The organism is Paenibacillus sp. LK1, from assembly GCF_002750415.1.
Lineage (GTDB): Bacteria > Bacillota > Bacilli > Paenibacillales > Paenibacillaceae > Paenibacillus > Paenibacillus taichungensis.
This window is the reverse complement of sequence record NZ_PEII01000012.1, coordinates 60,970-81,819: the sequence shown is the minus strand read 5'-3', so window position 1 is coordinate 81,819 and position 20,850 is coordinate 60,970. Positions and strand designations below refer to the sequence as shown.

Genomic DNA, 20,850 nt, shown 5'->3' with positions numbered 1-20,850 from the left:
TTCTATTCTTGATTTTCTGCGGCGTGGTTATAAGCGACGATGATTTTCTGGACGAGGGAGTGCCGTACAACGTCTTGCTCGGCAAAGTAGACAAATCCAATCTCTTCCACTTGGCCCAGTATTGCATTTGCTTCCACAAGCCCTGACTTTTTGCCGCGCGGTAAATCAATTTGTGTCACGTCACCGGTAATGACCATTTTGGAACCAAAACCGAGACGAGTTAGGAACATTTTCATCTGCTCCGGTGTCGTATTCTGGGCTTCATCCAGGATAATAAACGAGTCGTCCAGTGTACGTCCCCGCATATAGGCTAGAGGCGCAATTTCGATTAAACCTCGCTCCAGTGCCTTCGCAGTCTGCTCTTGTCCCATAACATCGTACAATGCGTCATACAGTGGCCGTAAATAAGGATCAACTTTTTCCTGAAGATCGCCCGGCAAGAAACCAAGACTCTCTCCCGCTTCAACAGCAGGTCTCGTGAGCACGATCCGCTTGACGCTTCCTTCCTTAAGTGCTGCCACAGCCAGCACAACAGCAAGATACGTTTTACCTGTACCGGCAGGACCGATACCAAATACAACATCACGTTTTTTAATTGTAGTTACATAGTGTTTCTGTCCAATCGTTTTAACCCGGATCGGCTTACCGCGGTACGTCGTTGTAATCTCGCCTTTGAACAGATCCAGAAGCTGGTCTGCACGAAGTTCCTTTGCCAGTTCAATGGCATACTTAACGTCCCTTTCGGTTAACACGTATCCGTTACGTACCAATTGCAACAACACATCAAATAATTGTTCAAGCGATTCCACATTCTGAATGTTGCCATGGATCACAATCTCCGCTTCACGGGATGCGATCTGTGCGGGAATCTCGGATTCAATCAGTTTCAGAAAAATATCTTGGGGTCCAAAAAGAGATTGACCCTCTCCCGCACTTTGGAGGGAGATTCGTATGCTGCGTGTTTGCTCTGACAAATAGCCTCATTCTCCTTGACTATGGACTAACGGAAGTTCTTCCGCAATGCTTTCTTCCACTTCAAATAATACTTTCATATAAACTTTACCATTCTCTTTCTTCTCATGCAAAATTTTTTCGCTTAAAATTTTCGTCCCTTTGCCGTTTTTGGCGATAATATCGTTTCTTGCTCCTTCCAATCCTTTCGTTCTAGCCCATTCAATCGTATGCTGCTCCTCTTGTTCCCGAGTTTCCAAATCTTTCTCCGTCAGCCATCCCATGGGAAGTGTGAACGATCTCCAGGTCAGCGGTTTATGATCACTTTCGGTATCAAATGTGGTAAACGGCGTATTCCCGTATCCCCAGAGTTGTATCGCCCATTTCCCCAGCACAATGTAAAAACGTTCCTTGCTATCTCCAGTCATCGTATTATGTTTCTGCACAAGGGGGACTTCGACCTGATATTCTCGCCACACCAGTCCGCGTACTTCCCCTTTGGCTACAATGGTCTTTGTATTCTCTTCATCTCCCAAAATACCGGATATTAGTACCTGCCCCTTCTTGACACGCATGTCCTTCTGCACGACAGGGCGCCCCTGCTCCGCGTAAATTTGAGTGATTACAGCATCTGTTTTACTGACCAGATGTCTCGGGTTCAGCAGCGGTTCACGCTTGGGCTGTGCTGACTCCACCACTTGGATGGTGATGGTTGTCCCTTCTTTGCTTACCCCAATCCAGGTTACATCTGGCAGAGCCAGCGCGAGCTGTCTGGAGAGCTTGTCCTGGCTTTGCAGCCGAAATCCCCACTGAAAGGGATAGATGCCTTCTTTCTTCGCTGCTGCGAGCACTTCATCCGTGGGAATCGTCACATTACCTTTGACTTCTACATTCCAAACCATTGATGACAATGCAAACAGAGCTGCTACAAAAAACAGCATGCCACCCAGAAAGAACTTTCTTCTTAACAAACGGGCTGCAAAAAAAGGAAATCCACTGCGGTGTGTCACCTTTACACGGCAGCCTGTCCGTTTCAGCAAAGGACGCAGCTTGAAAAAATGCGGCAGCAGAATATTCATTTCTGCCTTGCGTCCGTCGTGGGCACGCAGGTCCCATACTTCCAGTCCCTGCTCTGCCACCGTATTGATTAATGCTTCAATATCCCCCCCAGTGACCGTGATTCGGACTGCTCCGCGCAGTTTGTAAAGACTGGGCTGCTTCATCCGTTCCCCTCCGCTCCATTCATATGAATATCCAGAATTGTTCCTTCAACAGCCACTTCATCCGGCAAAATATTGCGAATCATCAGTTCAGTTCCTTTGATCTCCAGCTGACCCTGTGAGAGAGCCAGAACGATGCGATCCGGTGTAAAATGAATGACACCACGATGATTCTCTATATACAATTGCTTTGTGCCGATCAGGGTTAACCGTGGCATATCGTAAAGCACGTCCTGCGGCAGGTCCAGAACTTCACTGGTCCATCTGCGCAGCTTGCGGCTGATCCGGGTCATTCGAAGGTCTTCCCCCTTCCTCTACAGTTCAACTTATGCTCAGATTCTTGGAATTATGAAAACTACGGACCGTGTTAGATGTGAAAATAAAAAGAGGCCGAAACAAAAAAAAGCCGTCGTCTGGGATTATGCTCACCAGAGACGGCTTTCACTTATTAAAACAATATAAAGTTATAGTTTTCCTCGTGTTCCAAAGGGCTGTTTAGAGCGCGGAGAACCGAGAACTTCTGCCCACAATACACCAGTACGAATATCTTCCCGGCGAAGCTGAGGCGATCCAGACTCGCTGGATGAAACTTCATCCCAACTGGAGTCAGACACAACTGGTGTATTTGCAGTAGAAATACGATCTAGTCGCTCCCGAATTTCACGTTGTCGTTGCTCCATCACTTTCATTTGTTCTTCGAGGGAGTTTTCCATTCCACCCAGAGAACCCTGTCCTCCAAAGTCGTCATTCACAGGACGGGCAGATATCGTTGCTGGCTGCGAGTAGGTTTGATCATATCGATCATCATACTGATCGTCATCATACCGCTCATCGTACCGTTCGTCATATTGCTCATCATAGCGTGGATCTGAAGGACCCGATGACTGCTGCGGTGCGGTATTGCCCCGCGAGCGATCATTCCGGTCTGAATCACCACTTCCTCCAAACGTAGGCATCCCGTTATTTGGACGCTTTTTGTTCGGATCAGCCGACTTGGCTGCTTTTCCAAGGAAGGAAAAGAGCGCAAATGCGATGACCGCTACAATATACAGATTGTTAAAAATCCATTCAAATAGGCCCATATGCACTCACCGCCTATCTTCCGTTTTTGGAATCACCCTGATCGTTGGAATTCGAACCTTCACCAGGTTTTCCCAATGTATTACGCATTTGAGTATCCGCTTCAATGTTCTTCAGGTTCATGTAATCCATAACACCGATCTTACCACTACGCAGTGCTTCGGACATTGCCAAAGGTACTTGGGATTCAGACTCAACCACACGCGCTCTCATTTCCACTACGCGCGCTTTCATCTCTTGCTCTTGAGCAACGGCCATAGCGCGACGTTCTTCCGCTTTTGCCTGTGCAATACGTTTATCGGCCTCTGCCTGCTCCGTTTGCAGGAATGCACCAATGTTTTTACCTACATCCACGTCCGCGATATCAATAGACAGGATTTCAAAAGCGGTACCTGCATCCAGACCTTTCGACAATACGGTACGGGAGATCAGATCCGGATTTTCCAGGACGTCTTTATGGGAATTCGAGGAACCGTTTGTACTTACGATACCTTCGCCGACACGGGCAATAATCGTCTCTTCACCCGCACCACCGACGAGGCGGTCAATATTGGCACGAACCGTAACCCGCGCTCTTACCTTAACTTCAATACCATCTTTGGCTACCGCAGAAACAATCGGCGTTTCAATAACACGTGGGTTTACACTCATCTGTACGGCTTGCAATACGTCACGACCTGCAAGGTCGATCGCAGCAGCACGTTCAAATTCGAGTGGAATGTTCGCACGTTGTGCAGCAATCAGGGCGTTGACAACTCGGTCTACGTTACCACCGGCTAGGAAGTGACTCTCCAGTTGATTCATTGTCAATTGAAGTCCAGCTTTGGTTGCTTTAATCAGTGGATTTACGATCCGGCTAGGTGTTACACGTCTTAGTCTCATCGCTACCAGCGTGATAATTCCCACGCGTACGCCCGATGCAAGGGCTGAAATCCAGAGCATAACCGGGAAAAAGCTGAAGAATACGCTCAATACGATAATCGCAACTACCGCAATGAGCAAAACCGTAATCAAGGTTGGTTCCATAGTCGAAATTCCTCCATTTGCATTTTGATTTTTGTAAAAAACATGATAAAAACGTTGTGGAACTTTGCTGCTGTGCATTGATTCACACCACTCCACTAGCAGCCTCCGTAGAATGGTTATGTACATTGCCGAAGCTATAATCAACTCCGGCAACAGAGCGGGTTACACCGGTAACGCTTGTTGAACCACAATCCGGGTACCTTCCGCTTTGATCACAATAATTGGTGTATCAATCGGAATGAAATCTCCATCCGACACCACATCGACGCGTTCTCCGTTAAATATCGCTGTTCCCGAAGGACGAAGTGGAGTCAGACTGATGCCCTGCAAACCGATCAACTCTTTGCGTTCTGTTGCCGAAGAGTATCCTTGATCAGCAGAGAGCCTATCACTTAATATGAATCGATTCCATATGCCTCGATCCTTAAACAGAATAACAACGATTGCAATGACTACCAGCGCGGCTCCAAAAGCAATACCTAACGATATAAATGCATCACTTGTATCATAGGCGGCTCGCACGACACCAGCGACAAGCGCAATCGATCCCAAAATACCCAGAATACCGAAGCTTGGGATAAACATCTCCAGAATCATCATGATGAGTCCGACAGTGAATAACACCCATGTCTCCGCTCCAGCAAAACCGGCAATGTAGTTCCCTGAGAAATAAAGCACAAAGCACACGATACCAACAATACCAGGCACTCCGAACCCAGGTACAATCAACTCAATGATCACACCGGCTATTCCGAGGAATAGCAATACCGTCATGACGACAGGATTGGTGAGAAATGTGGATATGTTCTCTGCGGCTGTTCTCTGAACGGTGAACACATCATCTTGACTGTAACCAAGCCAGGCTGCAGCTTCTTCCGGCGTGTTGCTGATATGGTCCGCATAACCCACTTTCAGCGCTTCTTCAGCCGAGAGAGCAATAATTTCACCTTTTTCTTTGGTTTTATTAATCTCAGGCATTTCCACGACCATGTTAACATCCGTCATTCCGGCTGCAATTTTACCGTCACGGCCACTTTTCTCAGCCGCGCCCTGCATCTTGCTCTTCCAGAATGCAACCAACTTCGGATCATCGACATGTTTACCTGTGCTGTCCACCATCGCTGCCGCACCAATCATACTGCCTGGCGACATTACGATCTTATCTGCATTCAAAGCCAGAAAACTTCCGGCCGAAGCAGCATCTCCACGGACAAATGCAACGGTTTCAACTGGGCTTTCCTTAATTAATGTACCCAGTTCTTCTGCCGTGTCGACACGCCCTCCCGGCGTATTGATATCCAGAACGATCAGGCCAGCATTCATCTCTTCTGCTTCCTTGAACCCGCGTTCCATAAACTTGCCAAGTCCCTGCTCGATTGGTTTATCCACCGGAATAATATATACGGCGCCACTTTTCTCAGCTGCATGCGCTGACGGTGATCCAATCCAGACAGGAAGCAGCAGCGTCAGTAGCATCATGAGCATCAATGGCCCCGTAAGCTTCTTCCGGCGCTTTCCCTTCACAAATAGTCCCCCCTTTTCCATTAATGTTATACTGTCCAGCTTATGGTATTTATTACGTACAATGCAACATTTCGTTTCAAAATCTTAAAATTATATTTGAAACCGGAAGCAATTGCAACATTTTAAAACCATAATCATATATATTATCCATTTAAAAGCAATATTTGTGAATTTCCTCGAACAAATGAACGATTTCTAATCACACTTCGAATTCCTTCTGGGAACGGAGTAACGTATCAAAGATCTAAAACGGAAAAAACACCCCCTGACAAGTCAGGAGGTGTTTATTGATTTGCTTTATTGCAGAAATTGTTGAACTGCTTGATTTACCAGTTTGCCATCCGCTTTGCCTTTGACTTTCGGCATAAGGGCAGACATGACTTTCCCCATCTCGGCTTTCGAAGAAGCACCGGTTTCCTGGATGGTCTGCTGTACAATAACTTTAATTTCTTCTTCGGTAAGCTGTGCGGGAAGGTACTGACTGAGTAATTCAATTTCCGCTTTTGCATTTGCCGCGAGGTCATCACGGCCCGCTTTGTCAAATTCTTGGAGGGCATCTTTGCGCTGTTTGATTTCACGACTCAGAATATCAAGCACTTCGTTATCATCCAAATCTCTTTTCAAATCTATTTCAAGATTCTTGATCGTCGAACGAATCAACCGAATGTTGGAGAGCTTGAACTTGTCCTTACTCTTCATCGCTTGCTTCATATCTTCGTTCAATCGTTCGCTAAGATTCATGTAGTTAAAATCCTCCTAAAACTTTCTCTTACGAGCAGCCTCGGACTTTTTCTTGCGCTTTACGCTTGGCTTCTCATAATGCTTACGTTTCTTCACCTCAGCCAATACGCCATCTTTTGCGATGGAACGTTTAAAGCGACGAAGTGCAGCATCAATAGTCTCGTTTTTGCGAACTTTAGTTTCAGACACCAGTTTTCCCTCCCTCCGACCAGACCGTCCAAGAGCAATAACACGGTTCATCACCTTTCATTATAGGCGAAAGGTAATAAAGGTGTCAACCTTAACGTAATGATCATTTATTTTATGTGAACTTCAGCTTCATATTCATGCCTTTTATGCATATATGAATCAGTCCTGATTTAGAGTAACTTGGATCGTTTATTTGTGTGAGTCTGACAAACTTGTCAACACGCCAAGTCGGGTCCCACCAAGTAAATGATAATGCAGATGATGAACGGTTTGTTCTCCATCCTTGCCGCAGTTATTAATCAGTCGGTAACCTGTTTCTTCCACGCCAAGACGCTTGGCCGCTTCCTGCGCAGCCAAATGAATCTCCCCGATCAACGGCAAGTCTTCCGCCGTTACTTCATTCATGGAAGAAATATGTTTCTTGGGAATAACGAGTACATGGGTCGGTGCAGCGGGCTGGATGTCATGAAAGACGATGACATGGTCATTCTCCAGTACCTTATTGGAGGGAATGCTGCCCTCTACAATTTTGCAAAATAAGCAATCCATTGTTCATACCCTCCTTTGAATTAAAAATTATGTATACCCTTCTATCATACCGGAACTGAAAACTCACGTCCAATTTAACCTGTTTTAATTCAATAATAAAAGTAACAGGAAAAACCTTTCACATCTCAGTAAAGAAGTGCAAAAATACACCGAAGATGTGAAAGGTTCGATTTTCATTGGTAAAAGTACTGTTTTCACCGTTTATTAATAATAAGGCAATAGAGTTAAGGCAGTGAGGCCAATCAGAGGTAGTACCAACCTATTGAACCGTCTGCGACCATAACCATAATAAGGATACGGGTAACCATAGCCCGGGAAAAATCCCCGTGCATGCGTGGGATAAGTAACCGGCATCATATTGGGTCCCCAGTTTGCATTTGCATGGTTAACCATGGCTTCATGCCCCACGGGAACAGCCAAATAAATCATATCATCATCCACATTTTCCACAATGCCATCGTAATGGGCACCATCATGCATCTGTATACATACATAGCGATGCATGTGTTCCTTACACAGTTTCTTCGCTTCTACCTTTTCCACGTTCAATCGCCTCCCGAATCTGTTCTGCTCTTCATCACCCTTTCATGGTATTCAGATCTGGGCGAAATGACACTGTGCATGACAAGAGTTTCATGATAAGTGCCTATTAAAAAAAAGAAGCACCCCGTTGCAGTTTCCATACGGAAGTCTGCTGTCGCGGACGTCTAACCAGGATTATTCCTGATCAGACGTCCGCCGGGGTGCTTACATAAGTTTGTCGGCTTAACTGTAGTATAACAACAGGATGAACCTGTATCTGTGAGCTATCTCACTCAACTCTCACAACGAGTGTATAAATGAGTCTCAAACCACCAAACCTCAATCCATCAGGAGATTCCCCTTAGGATCAAACTTTAAAGATTGGTTTATGAGGAGAGGAGATTAATCTCAATTTGAAATCATTCAATCGTATGTGTTCTGTGTTCAATTCCCTATAATGTTTCCAATACTACGCGAGAGCCAGCTCCTGCTTCACCCGCTGGAATAACTACAAGTTTGCGTGGCAAGCGTGCTCGCAGCTCTGGAACGTGGCTGATAATACCGACGGCAAGGCGGTCATCATGCAATTTTTCTAGCGAAGTAATGACGGTATCCAGCAATTCAGGGTCCAATGTGCCAAACCCTTCATCCAGGAAGAAGAATTGCAGCGGGTACTGACCGCGCAGCTGAATCTGGGCAGACAGAGCCAGGGCCAGTGACAACGAAGTCAGGAACGTCTCTCCGCCGGACAAGGTGGATACCGGACGTTTAACCCCACCGTTTGCATCATCACAGATGACAAAGCCCCCACCTGAATCCACCTCAAGTGAATAACGTTGTTTGGTCAGGAAGCGCAGACGCTGTGAAGCAGCCTGACTAACCTGCATCAGTTGTTCTTCTGCAATATACTCGACAAACGCATTACCTCTGAAAGCTGCTTGCAGTTTGCTAAGCATCTCACCTTGTCGGCTCACTTCTACCCGTTTGTTCTCCAACTCGGTCCAGCGAACGTGTCGCTGCTGCACATCTTCCAGATCCCGCTCTGCACGCGCCTTGGCTCTAAGAGCTGCTTCATCCTCTGCACGAGACAGTTTCAGTCGCTCTGAGCATGCCAACCATTGTTCCTCGGATACAACGACTCCGCCCAATTTTTGTTCCAGCTCACGCAATTGAGAAATAAGTTCACGATCACGCTCCCGATGCTGCTGAATTTCCGCGGCAAGACGCTCCGCTTCTTGGGAAGGGAGGGCTGCCTCCACAACATCATTCTCCGAATCAAATGGCGATTGTTCCATCAATTGCTTCCAGCGTTCCTGTGCCTGCTGCAAATGCTCTGCTGCCGAGGCTGCTGCTTGTTGAGCCATGACATCCTTCTTGGCCGATTCCTGTTTCAACACATCCGCTTCCTTGAAACGCTGTGCTGAATCGGCAGCAATTTTCCGTAGTCCATCCAGACGAGTCTGGGCCGCAGCAATCAAATCCTCGACCCGTTGCTCACCAACCCATTGGCGCAAACGTTCTTCCTTCTCGGCAAGCTGTTTGCTGTTGCCTTGCCATTCCGTTTGCCATTGAATCAGCTGTTTGTCCAATTCAACCAGCTTCTGCTGGAGGGACTGTACCAACTGTTCCTTTTCTTCAAGGAACGTCACACTCTTGTTCAGCCGTTCCTTGATGTCTTCTGCGCGCGCGTCTCGCTCCTGCATCGCCTGGTGAAGGGCCATGGCCTGCTCTTGAACGATGCCGGGCAGTTCCGCGGCCCAGCGGCCGTGCAATGCGGCTGCGGCGGCCTCACTCTCGGCCAACCGGCGCTCCGCCTGGGCGAGTCCGGCTTGGCCGGCCTCCTGTGCAGCAGCTGCTTCCATGCGGCGCTGCTGCGCGCCCACAGCCGCCTGCTGCAACGCGGCGGCTTCCGCTTGCAGCGGCGCTGCGGCTGCAGCCAGCGCCCGCGCGGCTTCGCCCAGTGCGGCGGCACGCTCCGCCCAGTCCGCCGGGGAGCGCCCGTGTACGGGCGAACCGGCGGGCTCCGGCTCCGCAGCCGCAGGCGCGGCCTCGGCTGCGGCCGGGGCTTCGCCGGCCGCAGCGCCAAGCTGCGTCAGCAGGCTGCGACGTTCGTGCAGCTGCTGGCGCAGCCCAAAGCGCAGCTCCTGCAGCTCCGCGTGCAGGTTGCGCAGCAGTTCCAGGTCCGCATCGCCTGCGGGCGGACCTTCTCCCGGCGGCGCAGCCGGGAGCGGGTGGTGTGCGGAGCCGCACACCGGGCATGGCTCGCCGTCGCGCAGCTCGGCGCGCAAGGCGGAGGAGAGCCGATGCAGCTCCTGCTCACGCATGGTTCCGCGCAGCTGCTCCTCTGCCCTTGCCAGCAGGCTCTGTTCGCGGCCAATGTCCTGTTCACAGGCAAGCAAGGCCTCAAGACCCGTTGCCGCCTGTTTAATCAGATGCTGACGCTGTTCACTCAGACGGTTCTCTTCCTGGGCAGCCAGCTTCAGCCGTTCTGCCCCCTGAACAGCCGACTGCTTATTGGCTTCCATCTCAGCCTTGTTCAGGCGCAATTGCTCCGCCGCAGTATCTAGACGATGCTTCAATTCCAGTGCAGCCTGCAGCTGTCTGCGTTCTTCGGACTTCACTTCATTCGGCTTCAGGCTTTCCTGTAATTCTTCCCGCCGTTTGCGGCCACGCTGCTGTAGTTCTTTTTCCTTCTCCAGCTGTTGTCCGATGACACTCTGTTCAGCCTGTCCTTTGTCCAAAAGCTGCTTAAGACGGGTACGATCCTCTCGTAGTCCGTCCCGTTCCCGTTGCAACTCCTTGGCCTGTTCCAGCTGTTCCAATCGAAGCAGCAGCTTGGGTTCTTCCTCAGCCATCTGTACACGTGCCTTCTCGGCCTTCTCGGCTTCCAGTACAGACATCCGTTCATGTTCCACCGCTTGCTGGTGAGCAATCCCGGCTGCATCCTCACGTAACTTCTGCTGTGCTGCTGCGTCACGCATCGTCTGCAATGAAGGGAGTATTGCGTCTGCCGCTCCGGCCAGTTTCAGCCGTTGTTCCCCAGCTTCGATCTGTGGTGCACGTGCTTTCAGCTTTTCGTGTTCCTCCATACGAGCCTGGCGTTCATGACTTAACTCACGGACTTTGCCGAGCTGCTCGGCTTCCTTCATCGCTTCATCAAGCGTTTTGCGTGACAATTCAGACTGTTTCACAGCAGCTTGAAGAAGAAGCTCCGTTTCCGCCAACGTCTCTTTGCTCGCATTCCCAAGCCCCTGCTGCTCGGCAGCCAGTGACTGATGAACCATGTCATTGTCCTTCACCCGCCGACTGAGCTTGATGGCAAGCTGATCTCCATACTTCTCCAGATGAAATAAACGTTGCAGCATCTGCCGTCGTTCACTGCCTTTCAGGGACAGAAACTCAGCGAATTTACCTTGTGGAAGCACAACGGCTCGCGTAAAATCATCCATTTTCAACCCAATGACATCTTCAACGCATCGGTTCACGTCTGCCAGTTTATCAGCCAGCACCTGTTCTTCTCCGTTGACGGTCTCAATGAATTTGCTGATGGTGTTGCTCACCGAAACCTCATTGTTTCGTTTGAAACGTCGTTCCACCCGAAATCTTCTTGTGCCTTCTGCCGAGACAAGTTCAAATGTAAAAGCAACGGACAATGAATCTTCAGCGTGATTCATGATTCCCTGGGTACCGTTAACCGCACGTTCCACTTTTCCGTACATCGCCAGCGTAATCGCGTCGAGCAAAGAAGATTTCCCACTGCCTGTAGGACCAAAAATGCCGAACAGTCCCGTTTCTGTCAATACGGTAAAATCAATCTCCTGAGTCTCCCGATAACTTTGCAGACCTGCAACTTTCAATAAAATAGGCTTCAATTTCCCTCGACCTCCTCACGCATACCCGGCTCGTCCTCATCGACGAGTTCCAGGAACAGTTGAACCAGACTGTCTTCAGGTAATGCCCCACCTGTCTGACGCTGATAAAATTTGCGGAAAAGCTCATGTACGGGAAGCTCGGATCGTTGCTCCAAAAGCCCTGCGGCTGCCATCTCGGGGTACACCGGACGAATATGGATGATCCCGTCATGCGACTTACGAAGCTGCTGGATTTCTTTCAGAGACATAGCATCATCCAGCCATACTTCCATATCAATAAAAGCCTTAGGATCACGCCCTTCATCAAGCCAACGATAAACCTCAGCCAGACCGCCACGCGCCTTCCAACGCACAAGTGGACGTCCAGAGGTCAACAGCACTTCTTCCACGTTTGCGGCCCCCCCCGGTGCCAAATCAACCATGGTGACGGACTTACTCTGCCCCGCTTCGGAGAAACTGTAGGCCAGTGGAGAGCCGCTATACCGTATCACACCGTCCCCTTTAACTGCCTGTGCACGATGAAGATGCCCCAGTGCTGTATATTGCGCCCCTGTTGACAATGCAGAAGGGTCAACCGTATAGGCCCCTCCTACCTGAATGGGACGTTCCGAATCACTTTCCACTCCGCCCAGAACATAAATATGACTCATTGCCAAATTCACCGTATCCGGACGAAAAGAAGCAGCCAGACGCTGCATTAACATGCCAACCCGGCGGCTGTATGCCTGGCGAAGCACATTCTCGTCCCCATCCGTTGTCAGCAGTTCATTCAGTCGCGCTTCAGAGGGGTATGGCAATGCAGCAATCTGCGCAGTCTCTTCAGTTCGCTTTGCATGGATCGTAACTGCTTCTGAAGTAGGCATACCTACAAGTGTAATTCCCTGTCTGTTCACAAGCGGGGTCACCGAAGCCACTCGCTCCGGCTGATCATGGTTCCCGGCAATCACCACAAGTGGTCTTCCTTGTTCTGTCAGACGCGCCGCGGCCTCATAAAAAAGCTGTTCCGCCGATGCAGGCGGATTTACAGAATCATACACGTCTCCAGCCATTAATATGGCATCTGCCTGCTGCTCATCCGCGAGTCGAACAAGCTCATCCACAAAATCCTCCTGCTCTCGCAGCCGGCTCCGTCCCTCCAGCGTTTTCCCCAGATGCCAGTCCCCTGTGTGCAAAATACGCATCGTCCGTTCAACCCCTCTCTCATGCAAAATCCGATGATACATATTCCATCCGGCCGTTTTAAAATTTCACTTTATAGTTTCACAGCAAGTCCGCCATCAAAAAAGTACAACCACTTCCGGTCGACTTTCCGACCCAGAATATCTTCAATAGCCCGGCCATACAGCTCCAGCTGAAAGCGATAGTTTTCCGTCAGTTTGTCCAGTCCACCGCGATGTTCCAACACCCGGTCTGTCTTGTAATCTAGCAAAATAAGCTCGCCATCCACCTCATACAGGCAGTCAATAATCCCCTGTACCAGCACCATTTCATTTTCTAGTGATGCCTGCATCTTACCGTCTTCCTCCAACGTTTGAATCCCTGCATCTGGTGACAGACTTTGAAGCCATTCAGCAGGAGAATGATGTGCCGGAAGTCCATAAATAAAAGGAATCTCCCGTTTCACCCACTCCGCACGCAACAATTCTGTCCCAGGCTCTGTATTGAAGAATTCGGCCAGTTGATCAGACTCAATAACCTCTGCTTGATGGGGGAGCAAAATCTGGAGCTCAACTAACCGCAAAAGTGTCTGCTCAACAATTTGTGAATCAATGGGTGAACCATCTACAGGAAGATGCTGCATCAACGTATGATACACCGTTCCCCGCTCGGCTCCAGTCAATTGTTTCTCCTCCATGAATTTAGGACGACGTAGATGCAATTTAAAGGACGATCCTTCATCCTTCACTTCACGGCCCTCATAATCCACAGAAGTCTCAGATTGTTCTTCAACTTCCTCCATCATCTGTAAAGACTGATGGTCTTGCATGGCTAGCAATGTTTTTAGTTCGGTAACCGATGTACTGGCAGCTACTTGCGTTGCTGCTTGATGAGGATACATCCATGAAAGCCGTTTATCAACTTCCCGAAGCAGCTGTACACCCTCTTGCTCACCTATTGTAAATACATCTTCCTCACTGATGTCTCGTAGTGTTGCATCTTGTGTATCCTCGATCATCTCTTCTTCAGTGGAGGAAGGAAACAGCTCCACAGGCTGAACTGCTTTTAGGGCAGCAATTCGATGTTTCCGCACTTCTGTCATGCCGTCTTCTTCACCAAGCGTCTGATCCACAAATATTTCCCGGGATACTTGATCAGCAGAAATGACAGAAATACTCCAGCGTGATTCATCATTCACAAGACAGGCAGCATATGAATCAGCGCCTCCCGCAAGTTCACGCAGGAAAGCTGCGTCTGGATGTCTCATCAAGGATGGACCGATCCAGTCCAGATAACTACGTCCTGCTGCAAGCAGATAGTCAGGCAATACCCGTTCCGGACTGTCTTTAATCTGAGACCAAGCCACTGCCTTTTTAACAACATCTTTCACCGTACCGACCAAAATCATTTTCTCTTTTGGGCGGGTCAAAGCCACATAGAGCACCCGCATCTCTTCGGCAAGTAGCTCAAACTGGGCACGACGACGAATCGCCAGATTCGCCAAGGTTGGATAGGCAACCCGATTCTCACGATCAACAAACCTCGGGCCAAACCCCAGCTCCTTATGCATCAGAAACGGCGAATTCAGATCCTGCTGATTGAACATTTTGGATATGCCCCCGACAAAAACAATAGGGAATTCCAAGCCCTTACTCCGGTGAATCGTCATGATGCGTACCGCATTGTCCTGCTCACCAGAACCACTTGAAACGGTGCCAAGATCTCCCCCGTTCTCACGTAGTCTGGATACATAGGTCAGGAAGCGGAACAACCCACGATTAGCCGTTGCCTCCTCATATTGCCGAGCGCGATCATACAGAGCCTTCAAATTACTTTGACGCTGTATGCCTCCCGGTAGGCCGCCAACCCAGTCCAGATAACCCGTTTCCCGGTACATTCGCCAAATGAGTTCACTCAGGCTGCCTTGTCTGGCTTCAAGCCGCCACTGTTCCAACTGACGCATAAAGCGAATTAACTTTTGTTGCAGCTCTGTGCTGGTACCGTTGTCCCTATCCGCATCGTCGCTTATACGTCCACCCATACTTGCATCTATACCAGCATCCAGAAGCTCATCTGTATCTGCATGTACAGAGGATTCATGTATACGTTCGATAACGTCTGCTTCGGCGGATACTGCCGACTCCCGCTGCCCCTGCTCCATTTCTGACCAGACTTCGGGCCATTGCAGCTGGATTGCAGATGAATCCGGATTCGAAACTTTCTCACCATGCTGCCCGACAACATTTAACGAACTATTGAATGCTCCTGTAGCCGATACAACAGCATCATAGAAAGACTGTCGCTTGTCCCCAAGGCGAATCTGAGCCAGTTCCTCTTCATCTAGTCCGACAATCGGCGAACGAAGCACGGAAGCAAGCGGAATATCCTGCCTTGGATTATCCACAATCTGCAGCAAGGACAACATCACTTCCACTTCCGTCGCCTGGAAATACCCTTTGCTTTGCTCCCCTCCGGCAGGAATACCCTGCTGTCTGAATTCCTCAATCATGAGTGGAGCCCACATCAGGGCAGAACGAAGCAAAATAACTATGTCTCCGTAACGCGCAGGTCGCATGGATTTGAGGGCTTTATCATAAACGTTAAGGGCTGGTTTATCCGTATCTCCAACCATTTCACGAATACGTCGAGCCATGGCCCGAGCCTCCAGCTGGGCGGTTTCGAGCTCGGCACTCTCCAGCTCGGCAGAAGGCAGAGCATCTCCATTCTCGTCCGTGCTTTCCGTCAGATCAGGTCCTCCGCCTTGACGATCAATCAGCATAAGTTCAGGTGTGTATGCCTCATCACCAAGCGTCTCTGCCGGGAAAGTAGCCCCATAAGCGAGCTGCGCCCGTTCATCATAGGCAATCTCAGCTACCCCTTCATTCATGAGCTGCTTGAATAACATATTGACCGAGTGGACTACTTCTGCACGACTGCGGAAGTTACGCGCAAGATCAATACGTCTTCCTGCATGCAATGACTCTTTCTCTCCGTCCACTTCCATATCCGAATTCGCTGCGTATTGACGATACTTGTTCAGAAACAGACCGGGTTCAGCCAGACGAAAACGGTAAATACTCTGTTTTACATCACCAACCATGAATCGATTTCCTGGATTTTCTCTGGAAATCAGTCTGACGATATCTTCCTGCACCGTATTAGTATCCTGATATTCATCCAGCAGCACTTCATCGAAACGTGCCCGATATTCCATTGCCGCATCCGAAGGCATCGATAGCTCAGGAGTTGAATCCTCATGGCGCAAAATATGAAGACAGTAATGCTCCAGGTCACTGAAATCAACCTGACCGCGTTCCTGCTTGGCCTGTCGATATCGCTCTCCAAATGCACTGACCAGCTTGGACAATTCCTGCATTAGTGGTGCCGCCTGCTCCAGCTCCTGCCAGAAAGAAAACGCACTTCTTCCAAACAATGACCCTTTCAGATCCGTAACGGCTTTTTTCGCAGCCTCACGCAGTTCCTTGACCTGTTCTTGTAACCCCGGGTCCGTCTGGTCCTTTTTGCAAGGCTTCAGCTTGCCAAAAGATGCTGGCTGAAACACTTCAGGCAATCTATCCCACGGCATGACCTCAACAGCTGACAGAAGCTCTTCGACCATTGCCAAATCTTCTTTTAATGTATCTGCATAAGGTTTCGGACCTTCCGGCTGCATAGATATGCTCATTCCTTGACGCAGCAGACCAGCCGCACCACTTAGGGCAAGAGCCGCATCACGCAAAATACTCTGAACCCATGCAGAATGCCCAAGTGCCTCGACACTTTCCACCTGAAAAGCAGATGCCATCTCCGCAAGCCAATGATCCGGCCAGGAATGACTGCGTGAGAAATCATACAAACGCTGCACAAGTCGATGCATGGCATCATCGTTTCGTTCCCCACTGAACCAATCCACCAATTCGCGGAATGTACTGCCTTCATCTTCTTCCCCATACTTTTCCTCAAACAACTGCTCCAACAATTCCTGCCGCATAATCTCGGCTTCATTTTCATTCAGAATCCGGAAAGCCGGGTTTAGCGGAATTTGCTGATAATAACGACGAATGACCTCCATACAGAATGAATGCAATGTCGTAATGGATGCCCGCCCAAGTAATGAAAGTTGTTTGCGCAAATGTTCTTCGGCAGGCTGCTCTTCAAGTGCACGTTCCAGTGCTTCCCGTATCCGCTGCTTCATCTCCGCCGCAGCAGCTTTCGTAAATGTTGCAACCAGCAAACGATCTACGCTGAATCCGCGGGAAGGGTCTGCAATCTTACGAATAATCCGTTCAACCAATACGGCCGTCTTCCCGGAACCCGCTGCAGCAGCAACCAGAATGTCTTCCCCACTCTGTGAGATGGCACTCCATTGGTCATCACTCCAGAAGCTTCCCTCCGGTTTTGGCATAATCGTCATGATGTTTCCCCTCCTTTGTCATGAGACAGCATGTCCCAGATTTGCTGTTTGCCCGGTTTAGACAACAGATTATATTCATTGCCTTCGATATTTTCATCAAATTGACAGACTGGCTTGTACGGACAGAAGGTGCATGCAACCTCCTGCTGGATACGGTAAGGTTCAATCGCCACATCCCCGTCCGTAATCCGGGTGCCAATCTCACGAATATTACTGCGAACTGAAGCAAGCAAGGTATCCCATTGTTCTGGCGTAGCTACAGCAGCGCTGCTATAAAAACTGCCATCTGCCTTAAGCGCAACCGGAATAATGGCCGAATAGCCTTTGTCCAAGGTATTGTCCATTTGAGCGATCGCATCCCGGTCCGCGAGCAGCAAGCCCTTCATTTTAAACCGTTTCAGTAGTTCTTGTCCTGCCTGCTCAGAAGTCATGCCATTCGCCGATTGAAGCAACGGATTATGCACATGGAAATAGAGTGTTCCTCCAGGCATAGCCGATTCTCCAAGCCACTCCTCGGCAGCACTAAGCAGTACCTCCAGGTACGTGAGCATCTGTAATGACAAGCCATAATACACCTCATGCAACTTGAGATCGGTCTGGCTCGATTTGTAATCAATGACCCGCAGCAGCAGGCCATTCTCTCCTTCAGCCACATCCACACGGTCGATCCGACCCACGATCTCCATCACACAGCCATTTTCCAATTCAAAACGAAGGGGTGGCAGGGGTTTACCTGGCCCAAAATCAAGCTCCAACCCAATCGGTTCAAAGCTTCCCCGTCTGGACTGTTCACCCAGAATAACCGACGCCCTGCTAACGATATCCTTCAGCTTCCGGAAGATGTAACCATACCGTTTGGTACTAAGCAAAATCTCTCCCTGCAAATGTGGTGCAATCTGCTCCACGGTGTGCTCCGCTTCCTTCCGACATTCATCTGGAGACAGACTGCCCCAACTACGATTCTGCTCACGCAAACGTATGGCAAGCTGACTCAAGGCTGCATGGAACAATTGTCCAATATCAGGGGCTTGCAAGCGGTACAGCTGGCGCTCTTTCAAGCGCAGCCCGTGGGATGCAAAATGGGAGAACGCACACGCCACAAAACGCTCCATCCTGGAGACACTGGTCCTTACCTCTGTGCCATATAATCTACGGCTAGTAGCCGTACGTAGAGGTAACGCCCGATTGCGATAAAAGACCGATCCAAGCAATTGTTTCAGCTGAGGTCTGCTCGTCTCCCGAGAGACATGCCAGTTATAGATCGCCCACCACATTTCAGGAATATCTTCTCCACGGCGCCATCTGCGCAATTGTCCGATGAGATAAGAGAGGCTCTGACCAGGATGGTTAACATAAGACCAGTGTATCTCTTCAGCATCCGTAACTGGCGGCTGGGCAAGCAATGGCTGCTCATGCAGACCGAACATCTTCCGTACATGTCGTACAATTTCCGAGGGCAGTAATGTTTTCCCTTCATCATCTGCAACGGGATAACTCAGCCATAACTGCTTGCTCGCCGCTGTCAGGGCGGTATAGATCAGAAAGCGTTCATCCAGCATTTGTCTTGTTGCTCCCGGCCCAAGCCCCAGTCCTCTCTCTGTCAATAACAGCCGTTCCTGCTCAGTTAATACACCATCATCCTGAGGTACAGCAGGCAGTTCACCATCTACTGCACCCAGAATAAATACGTACTTGATACCCTGAAGACGTGTACGATCCATCGATCCAACCAACACTTGATCAAGCGCTGGAGGAACAAGTCCCAGCTTCAGTTCGGTTAATCCGGTCTCCATCAGCCCAGCAAATAGATCGATATCCAGCCGTTCGGCCCCCATCATATCAACCATCTGATCTAATAGATCTAGAACGGCACCCCAAATTTGACGATGCTCTCTCGAACGTTCCGGATCACCCTGGGCCTTGGCTTCTGCAGACATCTGATCCAGCTTCCAAGGAATCTCAGCATCTTCCAGTAATCTGTAAAGCGCCGCACATTGGTCTTTAGCTGTCTTTGCCTTGCTCATTCGTTTCTCAAAAGCACCCAGTGGATCAACAATCACTGTACGGCATTTTTCCATTAAGGACAGCATTTGTTCCCGGCCCCTGCTGCGGACATCCTGATCGTTGTCTTCCAAGGACAGGCTGGGTACATACTTCCATGGCTTGCCATCTGTCCAGCGGTATCCGTGAATTCCGCAAGCTAATATATAATTTTCGAGCTGGTCCATATCTTCACGTGTAATGGAACCGTCCCGTGGAAGCAACAGATCCGTTTTCACACAGCGAAACACATCCTCATAACGCCAGCGACGGCGAACGATATCGAGTGCTGAACGAATAAATTCCGCTAATGGATGATGTAGTTCATTTCTTCTCCGATCCAGAAAGACAGGCACGCCATAGTCCCTGAACAGGGGCACAGCAATGTCGGCATATGTATCCAACTGACGAACAAGCACTGCCATATCTCGATAACGCGCACCTTCAACTTGCGCCAGACGACGCATCTCACGAAGTGCTCCTTCCATCTCAGCCCTGCGGTTCTCAGCGACGTACAGTCGGACACCTGCATCACGCCCCTCGCTCTTCCAGCGAACTCTGCGATCAAAGCCAGCCTCCAAATGCGCCAGTCCAGGACTGCCCTCATATCTCGGCAAAACTTCCGGTTGAAGCACGGTTGTCTCATTAAAAACACCCAGATCCTCAGCCATACCTTTGAGACGTGCATATGCACTCGCTGTGGGATGGAACAGCTCCAGTTCTCCTGGAAGTGCGCCGTGGTCGTAAGCACGATCCAACGTCAATGCAATTGTGACGGAAGAAGCTTGCAGCATCAATCTTCCAATGACACTCATTTCCTGCGGGGTAAATCCCTGAAATCCATCGATCCAGATCTGTGCATCTTGCAGCAACGTGCTCTCCGGCAACCGCTCTGTCAGTTCAGTCAACGTGTCTTCATCATCGATATATAGTTCGGTTAATTCCTTTTCATAGTCACGGTATATAAGTAGCAAGTCATGCAGCTTGTCCCCCAGAATCGGTGCAGAAGAGGAAGTATTCCATGTGGAAAGTCCTTCTTCCAGTGAAGTAGGGTCAAGTTCATAACGTTTAAACTCACTGTATAAATCATTTAAGTCTCCTATAAATCCCAGCTGGCTGCCCGATGCTCCAAACAGCTTCAATTCTTCCTTACGACGCTGAAGCACTTTGTAGAGCAGCATTTTTTTGCCTTCAGCCCCAATGGGAATACGTGCAGAACCACCTGCCTCCTGCATTACCCGATAGGCCAATCGGCGAAAACCAAGCACTTCAGCACGCATGGTACCTTTTATAGCCCCTGAAGATACCAGCGACTGTTCAGTTCGAAACGAACTCTGTTCCGGGACCAGAAGAATCAGTGGTTTACCTTGTGGTTCCTTTTGAAGCAGGGATGTGATTTCCCGGGTAATCAGCGCACTCTTACCGCTGCCTGCCCGGCCAATAACAAAGCGTACGGACATGTTTAATCCTCCAAACCATCACGAACAAGATTTTAATTCCCAGTATAACATATCTGACTTGGTTCGGAACATACGTTTGCCACTATCCGGCAATTACAGAAAGC

Annotated in this window: 14 protein-coding genes; all 14 read right to left on the bottom strand. The window is 49.4% G+C overall.

Going from position 1 to position 20,850, the window contains the following annotated elements:
* Nucleotides 1-2: 2 nt before the first annotated feature.
* The gene (locus CS562_RS24240; RefSeq protein ID WP_076288091.1) at nucleotides 3-974 is read right to left on the bottom strand and encodes a PhoH family protein; all 972 of its coding nucleotides are present in this window, start codon (nucleotides 972-974) and stop codon (nucleotides 3-5) included.
* A gap of 6 nt (nucleotides 975-980) precedes the next feature.
* Nucleotides 981-2,174: a sporulation protein YqfD gene (gene yqfD / locus CS562_RS24235; RefSeq protein ID WP_076288090.1), complete on the bottom strand. Its 1,194-nt coding sequence runs from the start codon at nucleotides 2,172-2,174 to the stop codon at nucleotides 981-983.
* Nucleotides 2,171-2,464 (bottom strand): sporulation protein YqfC, encoded by a 294-nt coding sequence (gene yqfC, locus CS562_RS24230; protein ID WP_024628472.1) that lies wholly within the window; start codon nucleotides 2,462-2,464, stop codon nucleotides 2,171-2,173. Before yqfC ends, yqfD begins: the two co-directional genes overlap by 4 nt.
* 171 nt (nucleotides 2,465-2,635) lie before the next feature.
* A complete protein-coding gene (locus CS562_RS24225) occupies nucleotides 2,636-3,253 on the bottom strand; it encodes a hypothetical protein (protein WP_099858457.1) in 618 nt (205 codons plus the stop codon).
* Between the two features lie 13 nt (nucleotides 3,254-3,266).
* Nucleotides 3,267-4,277 carry a flotillin-like protein FloA gene (floA, locus tag CS562_RS24220; RefSeq protein ID WP_076288088.1) on the bottom strand — a complete coding sequence of 337 codons (1,011 nt, stop codon included), beginning with the start codon at nucleotides 4,275-4,277 and terminating at the stop codon, nucleotides 3,267-3,269.
* A gap of 162 nt (nucleotides 4,278-4,439) precedes the next feature.
* On the bottom strand, nucleotides 4,440-5,762 hold the full coding sequence (locus tag CS562_RS24215) for an NfeD family protein (protein ID WP_099858506.1): 1,323 nt from the start codon (nucleotides 5,760-5,762) through the stop codon (nucleotides 4,440-4,442).
* 336 nt (nucleotides 5,763-6,098) lie between these two features.
* The gene (locus CS562_RS24210; RefSeq protein WP_024628476.1) at nucleotides 6,099-6,542 is read right to left on the bottom strand and encodes a GatB/YqeY domain-containing protein; all 444 of its coding nucleotides are present in this window, start codon (nucleotides 6,540-6,542) and stop codon (nucleotides 6,099-6,101) included.
* Nucleotides 6,543-6,557: 15 nt separating this feature from the next.
* Nucleotides 6,558-6,731, bottom strand: coding sequence for a 30S ribosomal protein S21 (gene rpsU / locus CS562_RS24205; protein WP_005547957.1), 174 nt, complete (start codon nucleotides 6,729-6,731; stop codon nucleotides 6,558-6,560).
* A gap of 189 nt (nucleotides 6,732-6,920) precedes the next feature.
* Nucleotides 6,921-7,280, bottom strand: a complete 360-nt coding sequence (locus CS562_RS24200; protein WP_076288086.1) for a histidine triad nucleotide-binding protein — start codon at nucleotides 7,278-7,280, stop codon at nucleotides 6,921-6,923.
* Between the two features lie 204 nt (nucleotides 7,281-7,484).
* On the bottom strand, nucleotides 7,485-7,823 hold the full coding sequence (locus CS562_RS24195) for a hypothetical protein (protein WP_099858456.1): 339 nt from the start codon (nucleotides 7,821-7,823) through the stop codon (nucleotides 7,485-7,487).
* 431 nt (nucleotides 7,824-8,254) lie between these two features.
* Complete coding sequence (locus CS562_RS24190; RefSeq protein WP_099858455.1) at nucleotides 8,255-11,674, bottom strand: AAA family ATPase; 3,420 nt, start codon at nucleotides 11,672-11,674, stop codon at nucleotides 8,255-8,257.
* Entirely contained in the window at nucleotides 11,671-12,855 is a 1,185-nt protein-coding gene (locus tag CS562_RS24185; RefSeq protein ID WP_099858454.1) for an exonuclease SbcCD subunit D, read from the bottom strand. Before CS562_RS24185 ends, CS562_RS24190 begins: the two co-directional genes overlap by 4 nt.
* A 71-nt stretch (nucleotides 12,856-12,926) precedes the next feature.
* Nucleotides 12,927-17,246, bottom strand: coding sequence for a helicase-exonuclease AddAB subunit AddA (gene addA / locus CS562_RS24180; RefSeq protein WP_099858453.1), 4,320 nt, complete (start codon nucleotides 17,244-17,246; stop codon nucleotides 12,927-12,929).
* Nucleotides 17,243-20,746 carry a helicase-exonuclease AddAB subunit AddB gene (gene addB / locus CS562_RS24175; protein WP_099858452.1) on the bottom strand — a complete coding sequence of 1,168 codons (3,504 nt, stop codon included), beginning with the start codon at nucleotides 20,744-20,746 and terminating at the stop codon, nucleotides 17,243-17,245. The genes addA and addB overlap by 4 nt, the downstream gene beginning before the upstream one ends.
* Nucleotides 20,747-20,850: the final 104 nt, after the last annotated feature.